Consider the following 24360-nt stretch of genomic DNA (forward strand, 5'->3'; position numbering starts at 1 on the left):
GTAAACCCATCCCTGGGGGCTCGATTGCAGCATCCATGCTGCAATCGGTCTCTGAATTATTTACAGCACCTTCACTTCATATCGAACATTTCAGTTTTTAACGAAGTATTGATAGACGGATTAATGAAAGTTTTTGGCGTAGCTGATGAGCTCTTTAATAAAACCTTGCTTTTCACCGTCGCTGATAAAGCTGGAGGTGAAACTGTTGTGTGCCAGCAACAAAGCCTGTTCGCGCGTGAGCGGAAATGCATCGGCGAGCGCGAAGTAGTTGTCATTGAGATAACCGCCGAAATAAGTTGGATCATCGGAGTTAATCATCACGCGCAAACCGGCGTCCATCAGCGTAAATAAATTGTGATCCTGCATCTTGTCAAACACACACAAGCGCACATTGGAAAGCGGGCAGACGGTGAGCGGGATTTGTTTTTCGCGCAGGAACTCCATCAGTTTTGGGTCTTCATCGGAGCGCACGCCGTGGTCGATGCGTTCAACTTTGAGCAATTCAATTGCTTCCCAAATATAACTCGGCGGGCCTTCTTCTCCGGCGTGGGCGACTATGCGATAGCCTTCGGCGCGGGCGCGTTTAAATACTTCGGTGAATTTGCTGGGTGGATGACCGACTTCGGAGCTGTCCAAACCTACGGCGATAATGCTGTCTTTCCAAGGCAGAGATTCTTCCAGCGTTTTCATGGCGCTATCAGCGCTTAAGTGACGCAAAAAATCCATGACCAGTTTGGAGCTGATGCCCCATTCTTTTTTTGCATCGGCCATAGCGCGCAAAATGCCGCTGATCACGGTGTCGAATGGAATCCCGCGCTCGGTATGGCTTTGTGGATCAAATGACAATTCGGTGTGCCGCACATTGTCTTCTTTGCACTTTAAAAAATAATCGCGTGTGAGGTCGTAAAAATCTTGTTCGTCTTTGAGTACCGATGCACCTTGGTACAACAAATCCAAAAAGCTTTGTAGATTGGTAAATTGATAAGCGGCTTCGATTTCTTCAACGCTGTTATACGGCAAGTTGACTTGATTGCGTTGGCCGAGTGCAAACATCATCGCGGGCGAGAGTGCGCCGTCGAGATGCATATGTAATTCGGCTTTGGGCAAGCCTGCTAAAAATTCACGCGAGGCCAGTTCAGTTAAATTAGGTACGCCGGAAAAATCCGCTGCGATTACCGATGGAATCATTGCTGTTCCCCTTTTCTTAAATTCGCTTATACGATGAATCAGTGCAGATTGCGCTAGCATCTTATTTAGAATAGATGCTCAATGCGGTATCCACACCGGCATTGGCCGTTTGTTTATGCCCAACACTGGCCAGAACCGATTCCAGCGCACTGAGCGTTTGCAACACGGCGTCTTTACGCGCGTTGTAACCCATAGTGCCGATGCGCCAGATTTTGCCGTGTAACGGGCCAAAAGAGGTGCCGATTTCGATTCCAAAATCATTGAGCATACTGCTGCGTACCGCTTCGCCGGCAACACCTTCGGGAATATAAACGCCGACGACGTTAGTCATCTTGTGTGCTTGATCGCCGAACAATTTTAAATTCATCGCCGCCAAGCCCTGCGCCATTGCAGTGCCATGTAATTGATGGCGAGCGATGGCGTTATCCATCCCCTCTTCCAACAGCAAGCGAGCACATTCGCGTGCGCCGTAGAGCATGGTGGTGGCTTCGGTGTGGTGATTAAGGCGCTCTTCACCCCAGTAATCCATGATCATACCCAGATCAAAATAATTGGAGGCGATACGACGGCCGCTACCGGCGACGTGATTCTCGGTGCGAATACCCGCTTCGATATGGCGGCGTTTGCGAATCGCTTTTACGGCTTTTTCGCTCAGCGTAATTGGCGCGCTGCCCGATGGCCCACCCAAACATTTTTGCAGGCCGACGGAGACTGCATCCAACTGCCATTCATCGGTATTGAACGGATTGCCAGCGATTGAGGCGGTGGCATCGGAATAAAACAACACATCGTGACGTGCGCAAATTTCGCCGAGGTTTTCGAGCGGTTGCAGCATGGTGGTAGAGGTATCGCCCTGCACTATCGCCAGCATTTTTGGTTGGACTTTTTTAATCGCGTCTTCGATTTCATCGGGCGTAAATACCTCGCCCCATTCTTTGTGAATTTGATGAACTTCAGCGCCGCAGCGCTCGGCGATTTCACACAGCAAGTGACCAAAGCGGCCAAACACTGGCACCAATACTTTATCGCCCGGCTCCAACAGCGAAATCAAAACCGCTTCGATACCAGCGCGCGAGGTGCCGTCGATCAGCATCGTCCACTGGTTGCGGGTTTTAAATACGCCGCGATAGAGCGCCATTGTTTCGTTCATACATTGAGTCATCGCCGGATCGTACTGGCCGATCAACTGCGCGGACATTGCACGCAATACACGCGGATCAACAGTGATTGGCCCCGGCCCCATGAGCAAACGCGGCGGCGGTGAAAAAGGGCGCAACAGGGAAGGATCAACGCGATACAAATCAGACATTACAAGACTCCGAAAAAACACCAATGCACAGAACGAAAAAGGTTTTACACAACGGCCATCGCTAGCCGATTACCTGCATCAACATACGACCGCCGCTGATACAGAGGAAAACGGCAAACACGCGCTTCAACATAATCGGTTCCAATTTCGAGCCGATCCATGCACCCACAGGTGCGAGCGCGACAGTGAGCGGGACGATCAATAAAAAGCCGGGCAGATTGACCATGCCGATCATGCCTTCGGGCGCATCGGCCGGGGTTTTGGCCAGCAACATGGTGATGGCACCGGGAATCGAGATGAGCAACCCAAAACAGGAAGCCGTGCCCACTGCGCGATGGGGCGGATAATTGCAGGCATTGAGTAAGGGCACGCCGATAGTGCCGCCGCCTACGCCCATCATCACCGAGAAAAAACCGACAGTTGAGGCCATAACACCCTGCCCCACTTTGCCGGGCAATTGTTCGGCGATGGGTGGCGACTTGGCGCGAAACAGCATATTCGCTGCGACCAGAAGTGCGACCACACCGAACACGGCGCTGGTCACTTCACCTTTGGCGTGAAGTGCAAAAGCGCTGCCGAGCAATACGCCAACCACCATAAACGGCGCCCAACGTTTGAGCAGATCCCAATCCACATTGCCGCGTTTGTGATGTGCGCGCAGCGAGGAAATACTGGTCGGCACAATCACCAACAAGGACGTCGCGGTCGCCACCAACATCGCGGTGGCAGCGCCAATGCCCATGCTTTGCAGCACAAAAAACAACACCGGCACGATTACGATTCCGCCGCCCACGCCGAGCAATCCCGCAAGGATTCCCGCCGCCGCGCCGGTGGCGAGCATCGCCAGAATGGTTGGCAGCCATTGGCTCATAAACTCACTCATAACTTGCGCTCCAGGCTAGCAACCAAACCAGCGCCGTCGCTGCGCGGATCGCTCGCGGCAATAACATGATCGCCATCACTGACCACTGCACCTGCGTGCCCCATGATTTCACTGTGTGGCGCTACCACCTTGATAGTGTGCTTGCGCGCTTGTAACTGGGTACCCAATTGATCGAACAAATCCTGCTCCATTTTTAAATCGTGATTGCTATCGCCCCAGGTGCGACCGAGTAGCCAGCGCCCGCGGCTGATAGCTTCATCCAGCGGCAGACCGTCGTACATATAGCGACTAAAAAGCGCAGCCTGGGTCTGCGGCTGGCCTTCGCCGCCCATTGTGCCATAGCTGATACGGCGGCCATCGTGCAGCACGGCCAGCGCCGGGTTGAGGGTATGAAAAGGTTTGTAGCCCGGAGTCAGGGCGTTGCGATGTTGCTTGTCGAGACTAAAACCCACGCCGCGGTTGTTCCATACCAGCCCAGTGCCGGGCACAACCACACCCGAGCCAAATTCCCAGTAAATACTTTGGATAAAACTGACCATAGTGCCTTGGCCATCCACGCAGCCCATCCACACGGTATCGCCCGGTTCGGCGACTTGCGGCCAGGGCAGCGCAGTTTCGGTAACACGCGCAGCTAATTGGTCGATATGCTCATCCGCCAGCAGACTCGCCCAGCGCGGACTCAGGCGGCGCGGGTCGGTCACTTCGCGGTCGCGCACCATAAACGCCAGCTTGGTTGCCTCGATCAAACCATGCACGCGCTCGGTTTCAGTCCACTCGTGTTGATACAAACGGTCATAGATCGCCAGAATCAGTAGCGATGCCACACCCTGCGTAGGTGCAGGCAGGTTGTAACAGCGGCCAAAGCGAGTCGATACCGACAGCGGCTTGAGCACTGCCGCGCGATAATTCTGTAAATCCGCCATGCGCAGCGGGCTGCCCAGCTGCTCCAGTTCGCGCGCGATATGCTGCGCCAGCTCGCCGTGATAGGCAGAGTCCAAGCCCTGCGCCACCAGCATGGTGAGCGTATTGGCCAGATCGCGATTGGTAAGGATTTCGCCCTCTTCTAACGGGCGACCATTGGGCATAAATACGCGCTGGAATTCAGAATCAACCGGCTGCTCAGCCGCAAGCTTACGGCTGGCCGCAGCGAGGCTGTGGGTGACGCGAATACCGTCACGCGCCAAGGCAATCGCAGGCGCGAGCAAATGACTCAAAGGCGCTTTGCTGGAGGTGATAATGCGCGCGGTTTGCCAGCCTGCAATAGTGCCGCCCATGTTGACGGTGGCGAGCGCGCCGCGGCTGGGAATCTGCTCAAAGCCTTTGCTTTTGTACCAATCGATGCTCGCCATTTGTGCCGCACAGCCGCAGGCATCAATCGCAATCGGCTCGGCGCCGGGTTTGTGGATCAACCAAAAGCCATCGCCCGCCAAGCTATTCATATGCGGGTAGAGCACAGTGATGGCAGCAGCGGCAGCGATCATCGCATCCACCGCACTGCCGCCTTCACGCAATATTTTCAAGCCGATCTCAGCGGCCTGCGCGTGGGGCGCACTAAAGGCGACTTGGCTCATTGTGCTTCTCCATCATCACCGCAAAGTTCGATTGCCAATTGCAGCAAGGCTTTATCCATATCGCGTTTCCCCAGCAGCGAAACGCCACAGGGCGCGCCCTGATCATTCAATACAGGGAGATGAACCTGAGGCAAACCGGCCAGACCCGCAGGCGCAGTTAAGCCCATCAATTGGCTGCGGTAGTTATCCATCCACTCAGGTTCAGCGCCGAGCAGAGGTGCAGCGCCCGGCGTAGTGGGCAGGAGGATTAAATCGACATCGTCAAACCAGCTGTCGATCTCCGCTTGCAGCAGCGCACGCTCGGCTTCAGCCGCTTGTTGATCGGCATCCGTCAAAGTCGCACACCACTGGAAGCGGGCGTGAATATCGGGTGCGAAAGTTGGCTTTTGGTTGGTGATCCAGTCGCCGTGGGTCTGCCAGATCGCACGTGCCTGCAAGGTACGGAAACACTGGCTGGCGCGATTGAGCCAGTCGCTGTTGAGTAAGATAGGCTTAACACCGGTGAGCAGGGCTTGCTGATTTAGCCAATCCTGATGCGCGGGCGTCCAGAGCGCGCCATTTTGCGAGGGCAATAACAGGGCGATACGCAGCGAAGCATGTTCAGGCTTATTGGGAAACTGCCGCGGGAGATGATCCGGCAGCAGCACTTCACCTACGCGCGCCAAGGTGCGAGCATCGCGCGCAAACCAGCCGACGGTATCGAACAGCGGCGCGAGCGGCACCATATGCTCACTGCTGATCAACCCGTGCGTAGTGCGAATGCCAAACAGGCCGTTGTAGCTGGCGGGAACACGAATCGAACCGCCGGTATCAGTACCGAGGCCAATATCGATATCGCCCGCAGCTACCGCTACTGCCGAACCACTTGAAGAACCGCCCGGTAGACGATCTGGCGCAACAGGATTCAGCGGTGCGCCATAGTGAATATTCAAGCCATTAAGGCTATAAGCGAGTTCGTCGGTTTGGGTTTTGCCGACCAGCTCGGCACCGGCATCGAGCAATTGCGTCACTACCGGTGAGGTGTGTTCAGGAATGGGATGACTGGCCAGCCAGTCGGGATTTCCTGCTGCCGTAGGTAAGCCAGCGATATGAAATAAATCTTTAACGCCCAGCCGCAGACCAGCAAGGCTGCCAGAACCTGCGCGGGGATTGGAATAAGAACCGCGCCATGCAAAAACGCGTTGATCGAGCGACATGTTTAACGCCTTTGAGGGTAACTTACCGGATGAGTTAGGGCTTACGGCATTCCCTCTGAGACACGCCGTGAATACATCCATGTAGGCTCATCTTCGGCATCCATGCCTCAGACGGTCTCAGAGAGAACACCGCAAGCCCTCCGGGATTGTCCAATAACCCAATAAAAAACTATTTCAAATCCGCCGGAGTCGGAATCTTATCTTGGTAAACATCCCAGTTGCCGAGGATTTTATCCATCACCGCCGTACCTACAATGTAAGCCGATTCGAGCGACGCATCCAATCCAGCATAGCCTTCATTTTCAGCAAGCAAATTTTCTGCAGCAGTCACACCCGGTGGTGGCATGGTGTAGTTACTGCCAGTGCGCAATACCATCACGCGGTTTTTATCGACCTTGCCGATATTGTGCAAATAACTCAGCGACAAATAAGTGCCTGTGTCTTCCATCGCCGAAGTCACAAACTCACCCTTGCCTTCAGTCCAGTAATCGGTCCACTTGTTCGCCCATTCATTCATGATCGCGCCGTGCCAGAAAGTCATGGCCGCGAGTTGATCGCCTTTTAATACAAAAGGTTTGCGCTGCGCATTGGGGTGATCAACATAAAGTTTGCGCGTTTCTTCAAGGCTTTCGATATCCGGCAATTCAATATCTTTAGTCAACTGAAATGCCCACTCGGTCAAATCAGGATTAACGCGCAGCATTTCACCCGTTGGTTCCGGTTTTTTCGGATCGTAAGGTTTGGATGTGTAACGCGCGAAATAACCAGTTTCCCAATCGGCCGGAATTTCACGGGCATCAATTTCGTGAGCGAGGTCGCCATCAACTAAATACTCCGCCCATGCAGCAGAACCGATTGAAGCATCTTCCGGGTCGATACCGGCAATGCCCGCAACCAACCAATAGGCATCGGTAAAGTCAAAACGTGGGTCCATGCCCAGCGCCATAGTCGCCGCCGTTGAATGCGCAGTGCCGATACCGGTCACAATGCCCATAACACCGGTTTCCATATTCATATAAATATCGTGAAAGGAATTCGGAAATTCAAATTTGGTATCCAGTTTTTGGCGCTCTTTCCACAACTGGAATTCACCGGCCTTATCGCCCGAGTCTTCACCAATTTCAAACATGGTAACGACGACAAATTTTACTTTGATCGGTGCAGGCGCTTGCACACTGGTCTCCACTTTTGGTGGCGCAGTTTCAGTTGCTGGCTTGTTACACGCGGTTAACATGGCTGCGGATAAAAGCGATAAGAGTGCAACAGATTTGATACCGGGTTTTGTATTTCTCACAAAAAAATCCTCTGAGTTTTCGTTCAAATTTTGCATTCAAACTTTATATTCAAACTCTTTATCGAAGCTATTTATTCAAACGTTATATTTTAAAAAAGGCAGACTATCACACGCGGTGTAATAGCCTGCGCAAGATCAACAACTTAGAACTTAAAGGTGAACTTACCTACGAAGCTGCGTGGCAATTCTGGCAACACAATCGCACTACCAAACAAATCCGGGAAGTTTGCACGGAAGTAGCGCTCGTTAGTCAGATTCTTACCTTGGAAGCTGATTCCCCAAGTATCGGTGCTGTAAGAGATGCCCGCGTTAAACAAAGTGTAAGACGGCAATTTAATTGCTTTGGAGAAACCAGAGTAAGTTGAGTCTGCATGTACCGCACTAGCAGTAATACTGTAGCCATCGCCAAAGTTATAGGCACCGGTAATACTCACCATATTTTCTGGAATACCTGACTTGGTTGCATCCTCTTCATTGTTAACCAGTGTTAGACCTTTCATCACATAACCGTAGTAAAGCGATGGATCAGACACACCAGTCAAGTCACCTGCGCCGAGGAAACCAAATTGCGAGCCGCCATCCAGCGCGGTCAAGTTGGTAATTTCCAAATGGGTCAATGCTGTAGTGATAGTAAAATCTTCAGTGATCAGCAAACGCGCTTCCACTTCATAACCCTTACTTTCAGTGGTGCTGTTACTCACCTGATCCTGCGCACTGTAGTTAGTACGGGTTTGTTCAAAGAACGCCGTAGAGAAGAACAAGCGGTCATCAAAGAAGTTGCCTTTTACACCTACCTCTTTCAGCTCGGAGTCGGCAATTGCATTACCTTCTTTCTTTCCATTTTCTGGATTCTCAATCAAACCAGGTGCAATTTCAGACCCCTGCCCCATGATGATGGTCGATTGGGTTGATGCGGTAACATAAGGAATAAATCCGCCCGGCAACTTATAGGACAAACTCGCAGTCCATGAACCACCTTCGTCGGTATCTTTCGCGGTGAAATCAACATCATCTACACGGGTTTTTTCTGCGATAGAGCTCGATTCCATATCGATCACATCGTAGCGAGCACCCAACAGCAAGCCCAAATTTTCAAACAATGTGTAGTCAGCCAAGACTGCAAAACCATAATCGGTATATTCACCTACCAAGTAGTTTGAATAATCTGAATCGGTACGAGTGGCCAAGAGTTTGCGATCCAATGCTGTTGATGGGCCAGTCAAATCGCGGCGATCAAAATATTCGTAATCAAAGTCATCACCTTGTTTAAAGCTGGTGTAGCGAATACTTGGCGACACTTGATAGCTCGCTTCCAACCAACTTGCATGCTGGGTATCGAAAGCAAAAACAACTTGATCTTCTACTACATAGCTATCAACAAATTGCGAGAAGCCGTAAGCGTTTTCGTTGATATTTTCCAACTCTTCGTAGAAGAATTTGTTGGTGACAGTGAAAGTATCAGACGCCTCATGAATAGTGTCGAAATAGAAAGTGCCAACGGTGGTTTGCAACTTATCATCCGGCGCAACCATCGTTTGGCTACCCTTCAATTTTGCAGTACCAACATTTTCTAACGCCCAAGCCGGGTTCATATCGTCATCTTCAGCTGCAGAACCAGGAACAAAGAAATTGTTGCCCTGATAGCCAGCCCAAGCTTCAAATTCAGCGGGCGAGTTAAAACCATCGCCGTTGGTATCAACAGATTGTGCAGTACCGGTGATGTAGGTGCCGTGGTCGATCAAATCTTGTGTTACACGGTTCCAACCAGCGATTTGGTTACCATCGTATTCATGGTACATACCGCCGAATTCGATACGAGTAGAGGGAGAAAGCTCAACGTTAAATGCCGCTTGCAATACGTTCTGGTCAGTTGCGGAGTTTTCGTAATAGCTGCCTGAGTTTTCAGTTTCAGCATAAATGTAGTAACCAAAATCTTTATCGCCTACAGAACCTGGGCCGCCTACTTCAGCGGTGACGATATTTTTATCCCAGCTACCGCGTGTTACCGAAAATTGACCTTCTGGTTTATCCAAATATTGGCCGGATTCAACGCGTGCAGACTTGGGCTCGAAGTTTAAGTAACCACCAATTTTTGATGGACCGAAAATCGGCGATGCAGGGCCGCGCACGATATCAACGCGATCAGATGCACCAATCGGTGTTGGGTAGTTACCCGGGTTGTTCACGCGGCGCATACCGCGGAAATAAACTTCACCCGGCGTACCGCGCACATCAAGTGAGCCGGCAACACCAAAGAAAGATTGGGTAAATGCACCCGGCGATACCAATACCAAGTCATCGATATCGCTGATGTTGTATGCCTCCATCATGTCGGCACTTACGCTACTCAAACTGCGCGGTGTTTCTTCAATTGGTTTGTTAAAACCAAACGCAGATTTACCTTGTTTGGTCATCAACCCCATGGTGTCACCAACCACCAGAGTTTCTTCTACAGCACCAGCTGCAGCAACAGGCGCAGCAGCCGCAGCGGCTTCTTCTGCTGACCATGCTGAGGTCGATGCAACCACACAGCCCATGCTGATTAACAATGCGAGTTTATTGCGGGTAAAACGGTTGTGTACGGTCATAGCTAGTGCACTCCAATGGTGTCTAATAATGTGTATCAGGACAGCTGAGCGGGATTTTGCAAGCCCTGTGCCATTTCCTGTCCGGTTGGTTACTTTTTTAAGTGATGCACATTAATTTCCTTATTTTTCAATTATTTAAACAAACAAAAATACAATTCAATCGATTAAAAATTAAAAAACATAGAACTAAAAACAGGTTTGAGAGTCGCTTGGGGCGCACTGTTTTTGATGCAAAATAATGCGCCATGCACACGCATTTGAACCAAGATGTTGCACCCCGGAACCATTAATTAAATTCACACAACTTGTAGCGATTGCAGATAAAGCCGTAGGAAACCGGCTTGGTATTTTTCAAGCTGGCCATACCGCTATTGGCAAAAGATTTTTGGAAGTTTTGGATGCGCGAGTCGTAGGTTTTTAATAACTGCGCCTTGATATCGTCTTCCACAAAACTGTATTGCAGAGAGTTGCGACTGAGCAGCAGCAATTCATCCCAGGACAAATTAAATTCTTTCACCGCCACAAAAAATTCATCGGTCAAATTGGAATCCCACATGCCACGATCATCGGTAGAAAGCGCAACAGGAATAGCTAAACGTAAATATTCAGGAAAGGGATGCTGCGAATAGTCGCTCACGTATTCGAGCAACAAATTGGAGATCAAATTGATTTCAACCAGATAGGGGCCGTGGCGCATTTCGCGCAGCAAATCCGGGTCGCTAATTAAATTGACGCCGTGTCCGATACGATCTGCACCCAGCATTAAGGTATCGCGAATATGAGAGTTGGGTTCGTCCACTTCACCCGCGTGAACCGACAGGCGCACATTGTTGTATTTGTGGCGCAGCTCGCGCAGGGTTTTGGTAAAGCGCAACGGATAACCCTTGTCGTTATCTTCACGCCCCACCATATTCACCGCTACGTACAAATCGCGATGGCGCGACACTATGTCGTAAGACGCGCGCAACTGGTCTTCAGCATTGGGCACAAAACGCAAAATGGAATCCTGAAAGCGCACAGTCACGCCGGTTTTTTTTGCATCTGCTTGTGCTAAACGTTTACGAAAAATAGCAACTGCATCATCTTCACTGATGGGCGTGCCATCCGGCTTGAAATAACCACCCGCTTCCAACATGGTCTCCAGATAAATCATTCCCTCTGCGCCAAAGGCTTCCATATTTTTATACAGAATTTCAGCGATTAAATAAGGGCTATAGAGCAATTGATCCAGGCGCTGCCAGTGAGTTTGAAAAAACTCATCGCGCCCTTCGTGTTGATGGTTGAGCATAAAACTCTGCACCCAACCGGCTTTTTCTTTTTCGGTCAGATCTTCAAGGCGTTTGTATTCGCCCTTTTCACATTCAGGTAATTTGTCGTAAGTCGATGCCATCAAATTGTTGAACAGCATTAAATAAGGGCGGCGCGCAAATTCATTGTTACCAAAGTCGCGGCAATTATTGATGCGCACCTTGGTATAGAACTCGTAACCATATTCTTTCTGTGCCAACGCCAACTCATACCACCAGCCTGACATAACCGATCCGCTGATATGGTTGTGTAAATCACCGCCCTTGGGCATCGCATATAAAAAGGTGTACAGCTCTTTATCGCTGGCGGTTTTTTTAAATTGCTCAAACCAGTCGTTGGACGTTGTGGCCTGCGCACCCTGACTAAAAAAGACACCTATGCTCAAAGAAGCGCCCAAGGTCGCCAGCGAAACACAAGCAGCAAGCGCTGCACTGCGCCCGGCAGATACAAATGAATGCAAAACAGAAAAAGACATAAATACAATCTCTGGAAAGGAAAGAGGAATAGCGAGGAAATAATTCAGGGGGGCAGATGCAATACTGATACCAGAGGTGATGTTTCGCGCCAGCAGTGAATTTAGGCAACCAATATCCTGTCCAATTGGACGAGTTTTGTTTTAATCTGGTGCAAGCAAATGTTTTTTGCCCAGTAATATTGCGGCTTTGGAGTAAAAACTCTGGAAATATATAAGCCTGAACGATGGCACAGATATTGATGGGCGCAAATAACAAGCGTGACTCTTAAAACCAATGTGCACAAAAAACTTGACCAAAAACGGTCAACTTTTTACACCTAACACTGGCAGTAATTGATTTATTTTTTGAACGAGCGAATTCAGCATGAGCGATAAAACTACAGCTGCAAAATACCCCCGCGATCTACTCGGCTACGGTGCCAATCCGCCCCACGCAAATTGGCCGGGCGGCGCGCGCATCGCGGTGCAATTTGTGATTAATTACGAAGAGGGTGCAGAAAATTGTGTATTGCATGGCGATGCCGCATCGGAAACATTTTTATCCGAAATTATTGGCGCGCGCGCATTTGAAGCACGTCATATGAGTATGGAATCGCTTTATGAATACGGCAGCCGCGCTGGCTTCTGGCGATTGCATCGCTTGTTTAATAAATATCAACTGCCGGTGACGATTTATGGTGTGGCAATGGCGCTGGAGCGCAACCCGGATGCCGTTGAAGCCATGTTGAAATCCGATTGGGAAATTGCCAGCCACGGCTATCGCTGGATCGACCATCAATTTATGCCGAAAGAAATTGAACGCGAACAGATTAAAACAGCGATAGAAATTCACACGCGCGTAACCGGCTCGCGTCCACTGGGTTGGTACACCGGACGCGACAGCCCCAACACGCGCGAGCTTGTACTCGAACAAGGTGGATTTTTATATGACTCGGATTCCTACGCCGATGACCTTCCCTATTGGACGCACGAATATCCCGAACTAACCAACAATAAACCTCATCTGATTATTCCCTACACGCTCGACAGTAACGATATGCGCTTTGCTGCACCGCAAGGATTTAATTGTGGCGACCAGTTTTTTACCTATCTCAAAGACAGTTTTGATGCACTCTACGCCGAAGGTGAGTTTGCGCCGAAAATGTTAAACATTGGCTTGCACTGTCGCATCATCGGTAAACCCGGACGCATTCAATCGCTGGAAAAATTTATTCGCTATATTTTGCAGCATAACGATGTATGGGTCTGCCGCCGCGATGCCATTGCGCGCCACTGGCATGAACATCACTATCCAACTTAAACCCTAACTTTTTTCAATTTAAACCTGACATTAAAAAAACAAATTACTATTACTAACCACCATTACTTAATAACAAGGAACTTCGATGCTCCGCAAACCTTTTTACTCGCTGCGCGCAAGCGCACTTTTTACTGCTATTTGTAGCCTTGGCGCCTGCAGCACGACTACACCAAACAGCGCAAATACCACACAAAGTTACGAACACTTAAATGCAATTTTGTGGATGCAAACTTCTGCTGAATATTACGCTGCCGCCAGCAGCACCTATGCGCAAGCTAGCAGCACACTCGACCAAGCGCTGGCAGATAAGAACTGGACCGCAGCTACCGAGCAGACATCAAATTATCAGCATTTGCCACCGGCAGTTATTTTGGATATTGATGAAACAGTTCTGGACAACATACCTTTTCAAGCACAGCTGTTGAAAGACAATCAAGTTTTTGAAGAAAAAGGCAACTGGCATGAATGGACTAAATTAGCACAGGCAGAACCTATTCCCGGCGCAGCAGCATTTCTTGCATTAGCGCAGCAAAAAGGCATCACTATTTTTTATGTGACCAATCGCGATGCCAGTCAGGAAGAATTTACGCGCGAAAATCTACGCCGCAAAAAATTGCCCTTGCGCGAGGATATAGACACAGTGCTGACCAAAAATGAAAACGGCTGGAGTTCCGATAAAACTGCACGCCGCAGTTATGTCAGCAAAAACTTCAGAGTTATTGCGTTGGTAGGTGATGATTTTGGCGATTTTGTTAGCGGTGTTAAAGTCGACACAGCCCAGCGTTTTGAATTGGCCAAAAAACACAGCGCCAACTGGGGAAGCAAGTGGTTTTTAATTCCCAATCCAGTTTACGGCTCTTGGGAAGCAGCAATGTACAACTATGATTACTCAATGCCTGCACCAGTAATAACAAAGCACAAGCTTGAGCAGATGAATACCATCAAGTAGTAGAGATAAAAAAACAGTAAATATTTAAAAAAATAGCAGAGCTAAGGCTCTGCCATTGACCAGTCGATTCATAGTAAATCCCGCTCTGTTTTTTATTTTCCCTTAATTGACCAATGCGCATTCCTAATACCCAATAGCGCAAAGTTATGCAGCTTCGAGCGCGAACCCTCACCCAATGCCTTGGGCGGGTAAAACAAGGCTTTACTTTCCGGGTGCTGGATTAACAATTCATCCAAAGCAGCGCGAATTTCACTGAGCATTTTTTCCAGATTCATATCAAAATCAGGACGTTTGCGAATAGTGTGACCCAGCGCGATCAAACGCAAAAAATATTGGTTCGCTAACGCCAGCAATTCATCGGGCAAGGATGAATGCTGACATAATTTTGCACCGGGATGCTGCTGACAATAGGTCAGTAATGCTGCATAAAAACATAGGGGTTTATTCGCAAGAAAAACGAATTCATTTTCTGCACCATAGCGCAGGCATTTGTTTTCCAAATCGATAACCAGCTCAGGCGTTTTGGCCTCTGCGTCATCACGTTTTTCTTCGGCTGTTTTTAGTTGCAGGAAAGGGGCAAAAAATATCATCAATAGCCCTGCAGTCAGCAAAGGATAAAGTGATAACCCTTTCCACAACGGAGGTTGGCAAACTCCCATAATTAAATGAATAGTCTGCGCTGGGAGATAAAGATCGCGAACTATTTGAAGGTGCGCGTGGGATTGCCCATTTGCGTCAAGCTGTTCACTTGCCGCCAAATCCTGCACATTGAAATCCTGCAACCGAATAACGCGCACAGGATTATTCTGTTTGGACAGCACACGGTTTAATCGATCCAGATAATCACTTACCTGTGCAGGATTTCCCGCCATATTCAAGGCAGGGTTTGGCAGAGAAAGACGCGGCAGATCTAACGAAATACGATTTTCCACCGCCAATAGATTGCGCTCGACAGTAAATTCTTGCTGCAATGCCTGCCCGAAAGAAAAAGCCAATTGCAATGCGCAGTAGCAAAGCAAAAAACAACCTATATGTAGGCGGTTTATTTTTTTAAGATTCACAACAATCCCACCCCAAAATACCGATGGAATTTTTATCGCCAGATGATTAATAGTTAAACTTTGCATTAGCGCCTCACTATTTGTTGAGCGCATCCCTCAACAAAACTTAATTCGCCAAAATAAGTCGACTGCTGTTGCTGCGCCAAAGAACCCAACGCGCCCTGCAAAGCACAATACAAGTCAGTATTACGCCCATTCATTTTTAAATACCAACTACTGCCACGCACATCGTTTTCACCAATGGCTTGAATGTAGTTTTCCGAGAAGCGCTCACTGTCTTCTTCAGACCAATAGCTGGCAATAATATCGACTTGATTATTCGCTAATAGCTCGCGCAATCCCGCGTGACTATTGCTATACACAATATTGATTTGATCCTCGCGCAGACCTAGCTCGCGAAACAAATGCATTGGAATAATATGACCGGAACGGCTGGAAGGATAATCCAATAAACCTATGCGTTGACCGAGTAAATATTCGCGCGATAATTCAGGCTTTTCATCGCGTCCGATAAAATAAGCTTGATACTGTCCATAGCTGGCCAACCGTTTATAACCATGCGTATTTTCTGCATCAAAAGCCTGCACAATATTGTCTTTGGTATTAACCAAATCACCTATGCCTTTACCGATGAAAGTGATGTCTGAAACATCGCCACCACCCCAATAAATTTGCACCTGATGATATTGTCGCTGCACGACGGAATCGCCACACAGTAGCTCGGCTAAACTCTGGGCGACACTGCGCGCATTCATGTAAACCGTTAACTTTGGACTGGATAAATTCTTTCCGGCAATACAGGTATAACTATCTTCAATGAGAGAAGGCAATTGAATGGGCTCATTGCTTTGACTGTATTTTCCGGCAAACCACATAGCCAAAAGCGCGCTAAAAAATAGCGCGAACGGAGAGGCCGCCGGTAGAATTTTTTCTAGATTATTCATAGCAATGTGAATGACTAAATTAAAATACTGACTGTGATCCCGAACAGTAAATCTATGCACTCACCCTATGCAGATTGGACTTTTGTTAAACACTTGGTCAACTTTGCAAGTTTCATACCCTCGTGCTTGCGAGAGTTATAATAACGATGAATTATTTCGGTTTTGCTTACGGCAATCGATAAAAAGTGAAAAAGGTCTCTATTTTTTGATTAACCGATCAATTTTTTCAGCGTTAACTCCCGCCAGCCACAATCGATCAAAAAAGAAACATTTTTAAACCTTGCCTATTAGTCGGTTTCCGCACCAAATCGACGCAATTTTCACCACCAATATTTCATTCACGCACCTTATTACCACTCAAGGCTCACCATCAAAGCAGCTTATAAAATAGATTTATTGCCTTAAATAAATTTACTTGTTCGCGCTAACGCCCTGTTTTTTCAGAACTATTCATCAGTAATTCTGAATTGCAACAAGTGCTTTCTGATCTTCCACCCACACACGAACATAGGCTCATTGCATGTTGATCTGGCTGATCAATGCTCTGGTTTTACTTTCATTTTTTTGTTTGTCGTGTGGAGTTTTTTTATGAAGATCACCCGGATCATCGGCGGCCTGTTGTTAATCGCCAGTTGTGAACAAGCCTTGGCGTGGGGACAAAATGGTCATCGTATTGTTGGCCAAATCGCCAATGACCATCTCACCAAAACGACTCAAAAGGCAATTCAACCTTTATTGGGTGGTGACTTATTAGCCGAGGTCAGCACTTGGGCAGATGAAATGCGCTCGGCACCTGAACCATTTTGGCAAAACGAATCCAGCCGCTGGCACTACATTAATGTGGCCAAGCCTGAAGAATTTAATGCCCAGCACTATCACCACCCGAAAAGCATCGAAGAAGTTAACGATATTTTCGGTGGTATTTTGCATTGCGTTGCAAAACTGAAAGATAAACAAACTACGCTGGAGGAGCGTCAGTTCTATTTACGTTTTCTTGTCCATCTGGTTGGTGATATTCATCAACCCATGCATGCAGGTCATGCAGAAGATCGCGGCGGCAATAACATTGCACTCACATTTTTTGGTAAGCCGACCAATCTTCACTCGCTCTGGGACACAGAACTTTTGGAATCACAAAATTTGAGTTTCACCGAGTTCGCATCCTTTATTAATACGCAGGATAAACAGCAAATCAAAACCATTTTAGCGAGTGCACCTGCGGATTGGCTGCGCGAGTCGATGAAACTAAGTGACGAAATTTACCGCTCCACCGATACCCAATTGGGTTATGCCTACATCTACCAAAACCTACCCATTGCGCAACAGCGTTTGCAGCTGGCAGGCATTCGTCTTGCCGGCCTGCTCAACAGTATTTACGACCGACGCGCCAAACCAGGTGTTAGCGCATTAATACCTGCACCGAACAAATAGAAACCTACCCACCACTCATTACCTTCACTTGGGGACTCACGTTATGAAAACACATTTACGTAAGCGCGCTTTGTGCCTGGCAATCGCCGCTGGTATTTCCGGTTATGCACAAGCACAGGACACCAGCTCTGCAATTCTGGGGAAAATCACCGCGCCCGATGGCTCACCCGCTGCTGATACTCGTATCGTTGTACTGCATGAACCTTCAGGTACTGTCAGCGAAGTAAAAACCAACAGCGCTGGTAGCTACTCATTAAAAGGTCTGCGTATTGGCGGCCCTTACAAAATCACCATTGACTCAGATGTTTATCGCGATGCGGAAATGCGCGATCTCTACTTGCAGTTGGGCAAGGTGTTGCGCCTCAATCAAACCCTGCAAGATATAGATCCAAGCGAGCTGGAAGAAATTGTGGTTGTAGGTACGCGCGTTGCCTCAAGCACCAAGGGCGCAAGCTCGGTCTTTAGTGAAGAGGATATTAAAAACACCCCCGCGTTTAACCGCGACATTAAAGATATTGCGCGCAACAACCCGCTGGTTGTTGTAGATGAATCGGGTCAGATGAGTATTGCCGGTAGTAACCCGCGCTATAACAACATCACCGTTGATGGTATCGGCCAGAACGATGACTTTGGTCTTAACTTCAGCGGCTACCCTTCTTCTCGCCCACCAGTGTCACTGGATGCGATCAGCCAAATCAGTGTTGATTCATCGCCCTTCACCGCAAAAGTCGGTGGTTTCTCTGGCGGCTTGATCAATGTAGTTACCAAGTCCGGTACCAATGATTTGCACGGTTCGATTTTTTACGAAAACAGTCCCGACAGCTTAACCGGTGATCCGGAAAGCGGCGATTTGGACTTGGGCGAAGAGTCCACTATGGGTTTTACCCTTGGCGGTGCGATAGTCGAAGACAAAGCCTTCTATTTTATTTCCCACGAATCCTTCAAGCAGGACATGTCTGCGTTGTATGGCATGAATGGCTCGGGTGGCAACACCAGCAACATCACTACCGATGATTACAACCGTTTCTTGCAAATTCTCGGTGATACCTATGGCCTGACCGATACAGTCGCAGGTGGTGCCGGTGAGTCGGATGAAAAAACGCTGGTGAAATTCGATGTCAACCTGAACGATAACCACCGCGCGGATTTCACCTACCAAAAACAAGTTAACGAAGTGGATCGCAATAGCTCTGATCAAGCTTATCAGTTGCGTATGGATTCCAATGCTTTCACTATCAAAACCGAATCGGATACCTTCTCCTCACACATATTCTCCGATTGGAGCGATTCATTTAGTACCGAATTCGGACTGTCCTATAAAGATGTAAACATCGACTCACTCACCAAATCGGGCATGGGTGAAGTGACTGTGAATATCGGCAGCAATGAAATTATTTTCGGTACCGATCGCTCGCGTCACTCTAACAGTGCAGATACCGAAACCTGGCAATTTCATTTTGATGGCACTTATCTGTTAGGCGATCACGAAATGCGCTTTGGTTATCAAGGGCAAAGCGTGACCTATTACAACCTGTTCGGACAATACACCGACGGCGTTTGGGAATTTAACAGCCTCGATGATTTTGAAAATAAAAAGCCTTCGTATTTTGCGTATCGCAATGCCTACACCAACAACGCAGAAGATTTGGCCTATAGCGCTGAGCGCCTCACTCACGCGCTCTATATTGAAGACAGCTGGGCGGCAACCTCGTCGCTATTGCTGACCTTTGGCTTGCGCTACGAGCAAATCGCCTCTGACGATGTACCTAAAGAAAATGCGAACTTTGTTAATACCTATGGATACAGCAATACCGAAAATCTGGATGGTCTGGATATTATTCTGCCGCGCTTTAATTTCTCTTGGGATGTAACAGATAGCGCAACACTGCGCGGTGGTGTTGGCCGTTTCAGCGGCGGCAAACCAAACGTGTGGCTGGCCAACTCATTTACTAACGACGGCATTACCTATGTGGCAGCGCCGAGCAGTGCAACCACTGCTGCGATGAACATCCCAGCGAACGTTGACTTCAATGCAATTCCAGATTCGGTTGAAGCATCGCTGGTTGCTGGCACCGGCAGCACTAACTATGTAGACCCGAATTACGAATTGGAATCTGAATGGCGTTACCAACTGGGTTGGGATCAGGAATTAACAATCCCCTTCCTTGGTTCAGGGTATTTGTGGAGTGCCGAAGTTAACTACGGCGATAAAGAAAACTCATCCTTCTGGGTGGATACGTCACGCGTTGAAGCTGACCGCACAGCCGATGGCGGGCGCATTATTTATGAAAGTATTTACACCGGCAGTCGGGCTAGCAACTACGATTTGATGCTCACCAATGCCAAAGAAGATGGCCGCAGTATTATTTGGACTACCAATCTGAAAAAAGAGTGGGACAACGGCTTCAATATCTTCACGGCTTACACCCATCAGGATATTACTGAAGCAAACCCGGGCACCAACTCCACTGCATCATCCAACTATCAATACAACGTGATGATCAACCGCAACGAAGAGCTGGTGGGCAATGCCTACTACGAAACAGAGCACCGTTTCATATTTAACCTGGGCTACAAAGCCAATTGGTTTGGCGACAATGAAACGCGCATCAATCTTTCATTTGAGCGTCGCTCCGGTCGTCCTCTTAGCTACACACTGGATGCCTATAACGACAACGACTTTGGTGATCAACGCGATTTCCAAAACAGCGACGTTTACCTGCCTTACATCCCAACTGGCCCGAACGATCCTAACATCGACTGGGCTGGTAGTGATTGGCCAGGTGCAACCACCCCGGAAGAAAAATACGCAGCCATGTTGGAAGTTATCAAAGGCGCTGGTTTGGAAGGTTATGCGGGCGGCTATGCACCTAAGTACTCAAGAAACCAACCCTGGATTAACGATCTGGATTTAAGCGTGCAGCAGGATATTCCCGGCTTTGCTGATGGTCACACAGGCACAATTTATTTCACTATCGACAATTTCCTGAATCTGTTGGATAGCAGCCAAGGCAAGGTACGCCGTATGGAATTCGCGCAACAAACGCTATGGGACTACGACGTAAATAGCACCACCAAACAATATCAATACGATGTGCGCTACAACGGCTCCAACACCGCTAACTGGACCGAATACGTTCCAGAGTCTTCGGTGTGGCGCTTGAAGCTGGGCGTTCGTTATAGTTTTTAATTCCCAACCCACTTATGTAATTTCATGAGTGCTCTCCCTTATGAGCGGGTTCGCCCGCTCTTTTTTATTAAAGTGTTTAGAGAATAAAATTTTAATATCCTGCCCTTGCATCATTTCCGTTCCGGTAATTTCATATTCTTGCGCAATTAATAGCAACAGCATCGATCTAAATTGATTCATGCTTTTTACACGAACCTCTGTTCCGCCTGCCTCAAAGACCTGCCGCTCTTGCTCAAGTAAAAGCTGTTTTGCAATTCCTTTTTTTCGATGTGTAGGATGCACTCCACCTAACCAGCTATAAAAGATACTTTCAGTGAGCCAATATCCCAATTTGTAGCCGACTAATACGCCCTCGATTTCCGCCACAAGCGCCAGGTAAATTTTATCGCCAATGCGTTCGGCAAAATAATCGCTATTAGCAATTGGGGATAGTTCGTCTATTTGATTATGCAAAATCAATAGCTCGGATAGAGATGCTGTACGTATCTTCATAAATTTTGGTTATTCACTCGCTAATTTCGTCAAAATGCACTTTACTGTAAAGCATTGACGTTATTCTGGGATATTCCAACTATCTCACTGGCTGGCGCTTACAGCCATCATTCACTAACAGGATATTCCATATTTTTCAGTTTCAAAGGAGGGTTTTATGGGGTCACCTTATCAGGTTATAACTGCACGCATTCGACTGCTCACACTTTTGTGTTTACCCGTGGCGAGTGCGCAAGCTTCATTCTTTGAAGAGTATATGATCGATCCCGAAGATGGCATGCTCGATATGAGCAAATACCTCTCCACCATCCCCGCAGGATTCTTATTAGTACCTACCATTATTACCGAACCTGCAGTTGGTTATGGCGCGGGCGCGGGCGCGGTTTTTTTTCATGAAACGGATGAACAAAAAAAGCAACGCGTGACTCACGGTGGAATGGTCCCGGAAAATATTTCTATTCTGGGCGCAGGCGGAACGGATAACGGCACCTGGTTCGCAGGTGGTGGGCACATAGGCTTCTGGCGCCATGACACCATCCGCTATAAAGGCTTCATTGGTTACCCTTCTGCCAACCTCGATTTTTATACACTTGGCGGAATTGATTTACCCAAACCCATACAGCTGCATGTCGAGGGGCCGGGAGTTCTGCAAGAAATAAAATTCAAAATACCCAACAGCCATTGGTTTGTTGGCGGACGGCAACTTTATCGCAACACTGAAGTGGAATTATCCAAAGAATTTTCAACCGACGGACTCAATGAAAATCAGGCTGCGATAGCAGAATATTTAAATGAAAATCTCAACCGCAACATAACTACATCCGGTGCGGGTCTCGTGGCTGAATTCGATTCGCGCAACAATCCAATGAATCCGGAGACAGGTTATAACTATCGCGCAGAATATCTCTGGTTTTCCGATGCTATTGGCAGTGACATCGATTACCAATCCTATCGTTTGACCGCACTTAATTATTGGAAACTGTCAGAGCAGTTTTATTTTGATTTGCGTGTGCAATATGATGCAGTTGGTGGCGACACTCAAAACCTTCCCGCCTATATTCCTCCCGCGATTAATTTGCGCGGCATCTCCAGAACTCGCTACTCAGGTTATGATGTCGCGGTAATTGAAACCCAGCTCAGTTACAAACATACCATGCGCTGGAAATACCTCGCCTTTACCGGCGTTGGCCGAGCAGCAAACAGCTTTGGTGATTTAAGTGATGCAGAGAATATCAATAACTTCGGCGTTGGCTTTCGTTATTTGATTGCGCGCCGCTATGGTTTAAGCATGGGGTTGGATGTGGCACGCGGTGAAGATGAAAATGCCTTTTACATTCAGGCGGGATCGACTTGGTGAGATATAAAAGTAAGTAAACTAAGTAAAGCTGCCTGATATTTTCGGCAGCTTTACGGTTGCAAAGATATATCAGCAAGAGAATTTATTTAGCCAGCACAAGTGATAAAAATGTCCCGACTGCGCCAAGAATAAGAATCAGCAATAAAACAAAGCCAGTCCACATAAAAATTTTGTATCGTGACTTTTGATTTCTAAAACCTTTTCCGATCTGAAATAAAGCGACTACCAATAGCGGCCAGATAATGCCACCCATTGCGCCACCAATTGCTTCTGGAAATCGACCACCTGAAGCTACAAACTGTTGAAATCCACCGCAAAGCATTAACAACATTGCCAACACAATACAGCTTATCTTTAATAGAGAGGATGCTTTAGTTGAGGAAGTTTCGGTAGTTAAATTTGCGCTGGGGGCAGAGTAAACATCATTGCTCATGTTAGTTCCTTCTTAGTAGGTGTTCATAGATAGCGCCGGGAAAATCCGGCCGGCGCAGCCTACATCAAATATCCAAGCTGGAGCAAGTTTTCACAATACCCGCCAACAGCAGACTGACTGGCTATAAATTTCGCTCAACCCATTCTGTTGTTAACGTCAACATTTCTTCTGCGACTGACTGATCTTCTGCCAAACCATTTTGGCCTAATACATTAAATAAATGATCTGCGCCTTTGACGATTACAAGTTCAGCATCGGTTGAACTCACCGCATCGACCAGTTTGATTGATGACGCATAGGGCACTACAGCATCGGCATTGCCCGCGACCGCAAGTAATTTACCTTGGTAGTTTTTTATTAGTTGCAAGCTATTATTCACTTTGATTTCATCAAACCACTGCAAACCAAAATTTAATGGCTCGGCTCGCCAAGGAAACTTCACCACCGCAAAACCATTTGCTTTTGCCTCTCCGTAATATTGTTGAAAAAAGGGATTGAACGCACCAGCGTCCTGACCTGTAGTCACAGCACTAGACCAGGCAACCAGCGTTTGAATACGTGAATCCTGTGCGGCGACCAATTGTGCAATCAAACCGCCCTGACTAAAGCCCACCAAACCCATACGGTTGATGTCCAACTCTGGTTTCGCGGCAAGATAATCCAACGCAGTGGTTACATCGCGTGTGGCGCTGGTCAGACTGTACTGACGATAATCAACTGGGCTGTCACCCGTTCCTGCGAAATCAATTCGTAAGCTGGCAATGCCTCTGTCTGCAAGATAAACAGCCAAGCGTTGATACAAACCACCGACTTCATTTTTTTGCGAGGCAGTACCGTGCAGCATCAACATCACGGGAAGTTTTTTGTGTTCGGTATTTTTAGGCAGCACTAAAATTCCGGGAATTTTGTATTCGCCGTTATCGATCATTAGCGATTGCTCGCTATAGGTAGATGCGGTTACCGATTTATCTTTACTGGCAGTACAGCCAATCACTGCGAATAACGCAAAACAACATACCAGCAGACGACTTATCACACGCGCAAGTTTCATTATCACCTCATGATTTACAGAGAAAATTAACCTACAAAATCCACACTGCCTTCCACAATAATCATATTCGCGCTGGCATTGGCGTTGCGCAGTGCGTGAATCGGCGCGTATTCAGCGCAAGTAGCCCAGTGATTGGCGGTGGCCAAATCAGGGAATTCCATCACCACCAAACGCTTGGGCTGCCAATCGCCACTAATCACCTGCGAGTTAGCACCGCGCACCAAATAGCGCCCACCGTTTGCAAAAACGGTTGGTGTAATCAGTGCGAGATATTCTTTGTATTTCTCTGGGTTATGAACTTCTATATCGACAATCACATAAGCAGTCATTATTTGCGTTC

The 24360-nt window shown here is 48.0% G+C and carries 19 protein-coding genes; 5 read left to right on the top strand and 14 right to left on the bottom strand.

Annotated elements, in window-relative coordinates; all coding sequences use genetic code 11:
- Positions 1–120: 120 nt before the first annotated feature.
- The 8 genes from SPL68_RS00460 to SPL68_RS00495 all read right to left on the bottom strand — a co-directional run bounded on the left by SPL68_RS00460 (position 121) and on the right by SPL68_RS00495 (position 11812).
- On the bottom strand, positions 121–1188 hold the full coding sequence (locus tag SPL68_RS00460; RefSeq protein ID WP_323813093.1) for an adenosine deaminase: 1068 nt from the start codon (positions 1186–1188) through the stop codon (positions 121–123).
- A 61-nt stretch (positions 1189–1249) separates the two neighbouring features.
- On the bottom strand, positions 1250–2497 hold the full coding sequence (locus SPL68_RS00465) for a pyridoxal-phosphate-dependent aminotransferase family protein (protein WP_323813094.1): 1248 nt from the start codon (positions 2495–2497) through the stop codon (positions 1250–1252).
- A 61-nt stretch (positions 2498–2558) separates the two neighbouring features.
- Positions 2559–3380, bottom strand: coding sequence for a sulfite exporter TauE/SafE family protein (locus tag SPL68_RS00470; RefSeq protein WP_323813095.1), 822 nt, complete (start codon positions 3378–3380; stop codon positions 2559–2561).
- Entirely contained in the window at positions 3377–4951 is a 1575-nt protein-coding gene (locus SPL68_RS00475; protein ID WP_323813096.1) for a gamma-glutamyltransferase family protein, read from the bottom strand. Before SPL68_RS00475 ends, SPL68_RS00470 begins: the two co-directional genes overlap by 4 nt.
- A complete protein-coding gene (locus SPL68_RS00480; protein WP_323813097.1) occupies positions 4948–6147 on the bottom strand; it encodes an amidase in 1200 nt (399 codons plus the stop codon). Before SPL68_RS00480 ends, SPL68_RS00475 begins: the two co-directional genes overlap by 4 nt.
- 169 nt (positions 6148–6316) lie before the next feature.
- On the bottom strand, positions 6317–7381 hold the full coding sequence (locus SPL68_RS00485) for a purine nucleoside permease (protein WP_416377410.1): 1065 nt from the start codon (positions 7379–7381) through the stop codon (positions 6317–6319).
- A gap of 203 nt (positions 7382–7584) precedes the next feature.
- Complete coding sequence (locus SPL68_RS00490) at positions 7585–10029, bottom strand: TonB-dependent siderophore receptor (protein ID WP_323813099.1); 2445 nt, start codon at positions 10027–10029, stop codon at positions 7585–7587.
- Positions 10030–10315: 286 nt separating this feature from the next.
- Positions 10316–11812, bottom strand: coding sequence for an adenosine deaminase family protein (locus SPL68_RS00495; protein WP_323813100.1), 1497 nt, complete (start codon positions 11810–11812; stop codon positions 10316–10318).
- A 364-nt stretch (positions 11813–12176) separates the two neighbouring features.
- Between SPL68_RS00495 and puuE the strand changes: the two genes are divergently transcribed.
- A complete protein-coding gene (gene puuE, locus SPL68_RS00500) occupies positions 12177–13112 on the top strand; it encodes an allantoinase PuuE (RefSeq protein WP_323813101.1) in 936 nt (311 codons plus the stop codon).
- 85 nt (positions 13113–13197) lie between these two features.
- Entirely contained in the window at positions 13198–14061 is an 864-nt protein-coding gene (locus tag SPL68_RS00505) for a 5'-nucleotidase, lipoprotein e(P4) family (RefSeq protein WP_323813102.1), read from the top strand.
- A gap of 92 nt (positions 14062–14153) precedes the next feature.
- Here SPL68_RS00505 and SPL68_RS00510 read toward each other — a convergent pair whose 3' ends face one another.
- Entirely contained in the window at positions 14154–15188 is a 1035-nt protein-coding gene (locus SPL68_RS00510; RefSeq protein WP_323813103.1) for a hypothetical protein, read from the bottom strand.
- Positions 15188–15952: a PhnD/SsuA/transferrin family substrate-binding protein gene (locus SPL68_RS00515; RefSeq protein WP_323813104.1), complete on the bottom strand. Its 765-nt coding sequence runs from the start codon at positions 15950–15952 to the stop codon at positions 15188–15190. The genes SPL68_RS00510 and SPL68_RS00515 overlap by 1 nt, the downstream gene beginning before the upstream one ends.
- 702 nt (positions 15953–16654) lie before the next feature.
- Between SPL68_RS00515 and SPL68_RS00520 the strand changes: the two genes are divergently transcribed.
- Positions 16655–17497 (top strand): S1/P1 nuclease, encoded by an 843-nt coding sequence (locus SPL68_RS00520; protein ID WP_323813105.1) that lies wholly within the window; start codon positions 16655–16657, stop codon positions 17495–17497.
- A 43-nt stretch (positions 17498–17540) separates the two neighbouring features.
- Entirely contained in the window at positions 17541–20687 is a 3147-nt protein-coding gene (locus SPL68_RS00525) for a TonB-dependent receptor (RefSeq protein ID WP_323813106.1), read from the top strand.
- A 12-nt stretch (positions 20688–20699) separates the two neighbouring features.
- Here the strand turns inward: SPL68_RS00525 and SPL68_RS00530 are convergent, their stop codons facing one another.
- Entirely contained in the window at positions 20700–21179 is a 480-nt protein-coding gene (locus SPL68_RS00530) for a GNAT family N-acetyltransferase (RefSeq protein WP_323813107.1), read from the bottom strand.
- Positions 21180–21336: 157 nt separating this feature from the next.
- Here SPL68_RS00530 and SPL68_RS00535 point away from each other — a divergent pair, with 157 nt between their 5' ends.
- Positions 21337–22536 carry a BamA/TamA family outer membrane protein gene (locus SPL68_RS00535; protein ID WP_323813108.1) on the top strand — a complete coding sequence of 400 codons (1200 nt, stop codon included), beginning with the start codon at positions 21337–21339 and terminating at the stop codon, positions 22534–22536.
- A gap of 82 nt (positions 22537–22618) precedes the next feature.
- Here SPL68_RS00535 and SPL68_RS00540 read toward each other — a convergent pair whose 3' ends face one another.
- The 3 genes from SPL68_RS00540 to SPL68_RS00550 all read right to left on the bottom strand — a co-directional run bounded on the left by SPL68_RS00540 (position 22619) and on the right by SPL68_RS00550 (position 24349).
- A complete protein-coding gene (locus tag SPL68_RS00540) occupies positions 22619–22969 on the bottom strand; it encodes a hypothetical protein (protein ID WP_323813109.1) in 351 nt (116 codons plus the stop codon).
- 121 nt (positions 22970–23090) lie between these two features.
- Complete coding sequence (locus SPL68_RS00545; protein WP_323813110.1) at positions 23091–24020, bottom strand: alpha/beta hydrolase family protein; 930 nt, start codon at positions 24018–24020, stop codon at positions 23091–23093.
- 26 nt (positions 24021–24046) lie between these two features.
- Positions 24047–24349: a DUF1330 domain-containing protein gene (locus SPL68_RS00550; RefSeq protein ID WP_323813111.1), complete on the bottom strand. Its 303-nt coding sequence runs from the start codon at positions 24347–24349 to the stop codon at positions 24047–24049.
- Positions 24350–24360 lie beyond the last annotated feature (11 nt).

This window comes from Cellvibrio chitinivorans (assembly GCF_035117775.1).
Classification (GTDB): Bacteria; Pseudomonadota; Gammaproteobacteria; order Pseudomonadales; family Cellvibrionaceae; genus Cellvibrio; species Cellvibrio chitinivorans.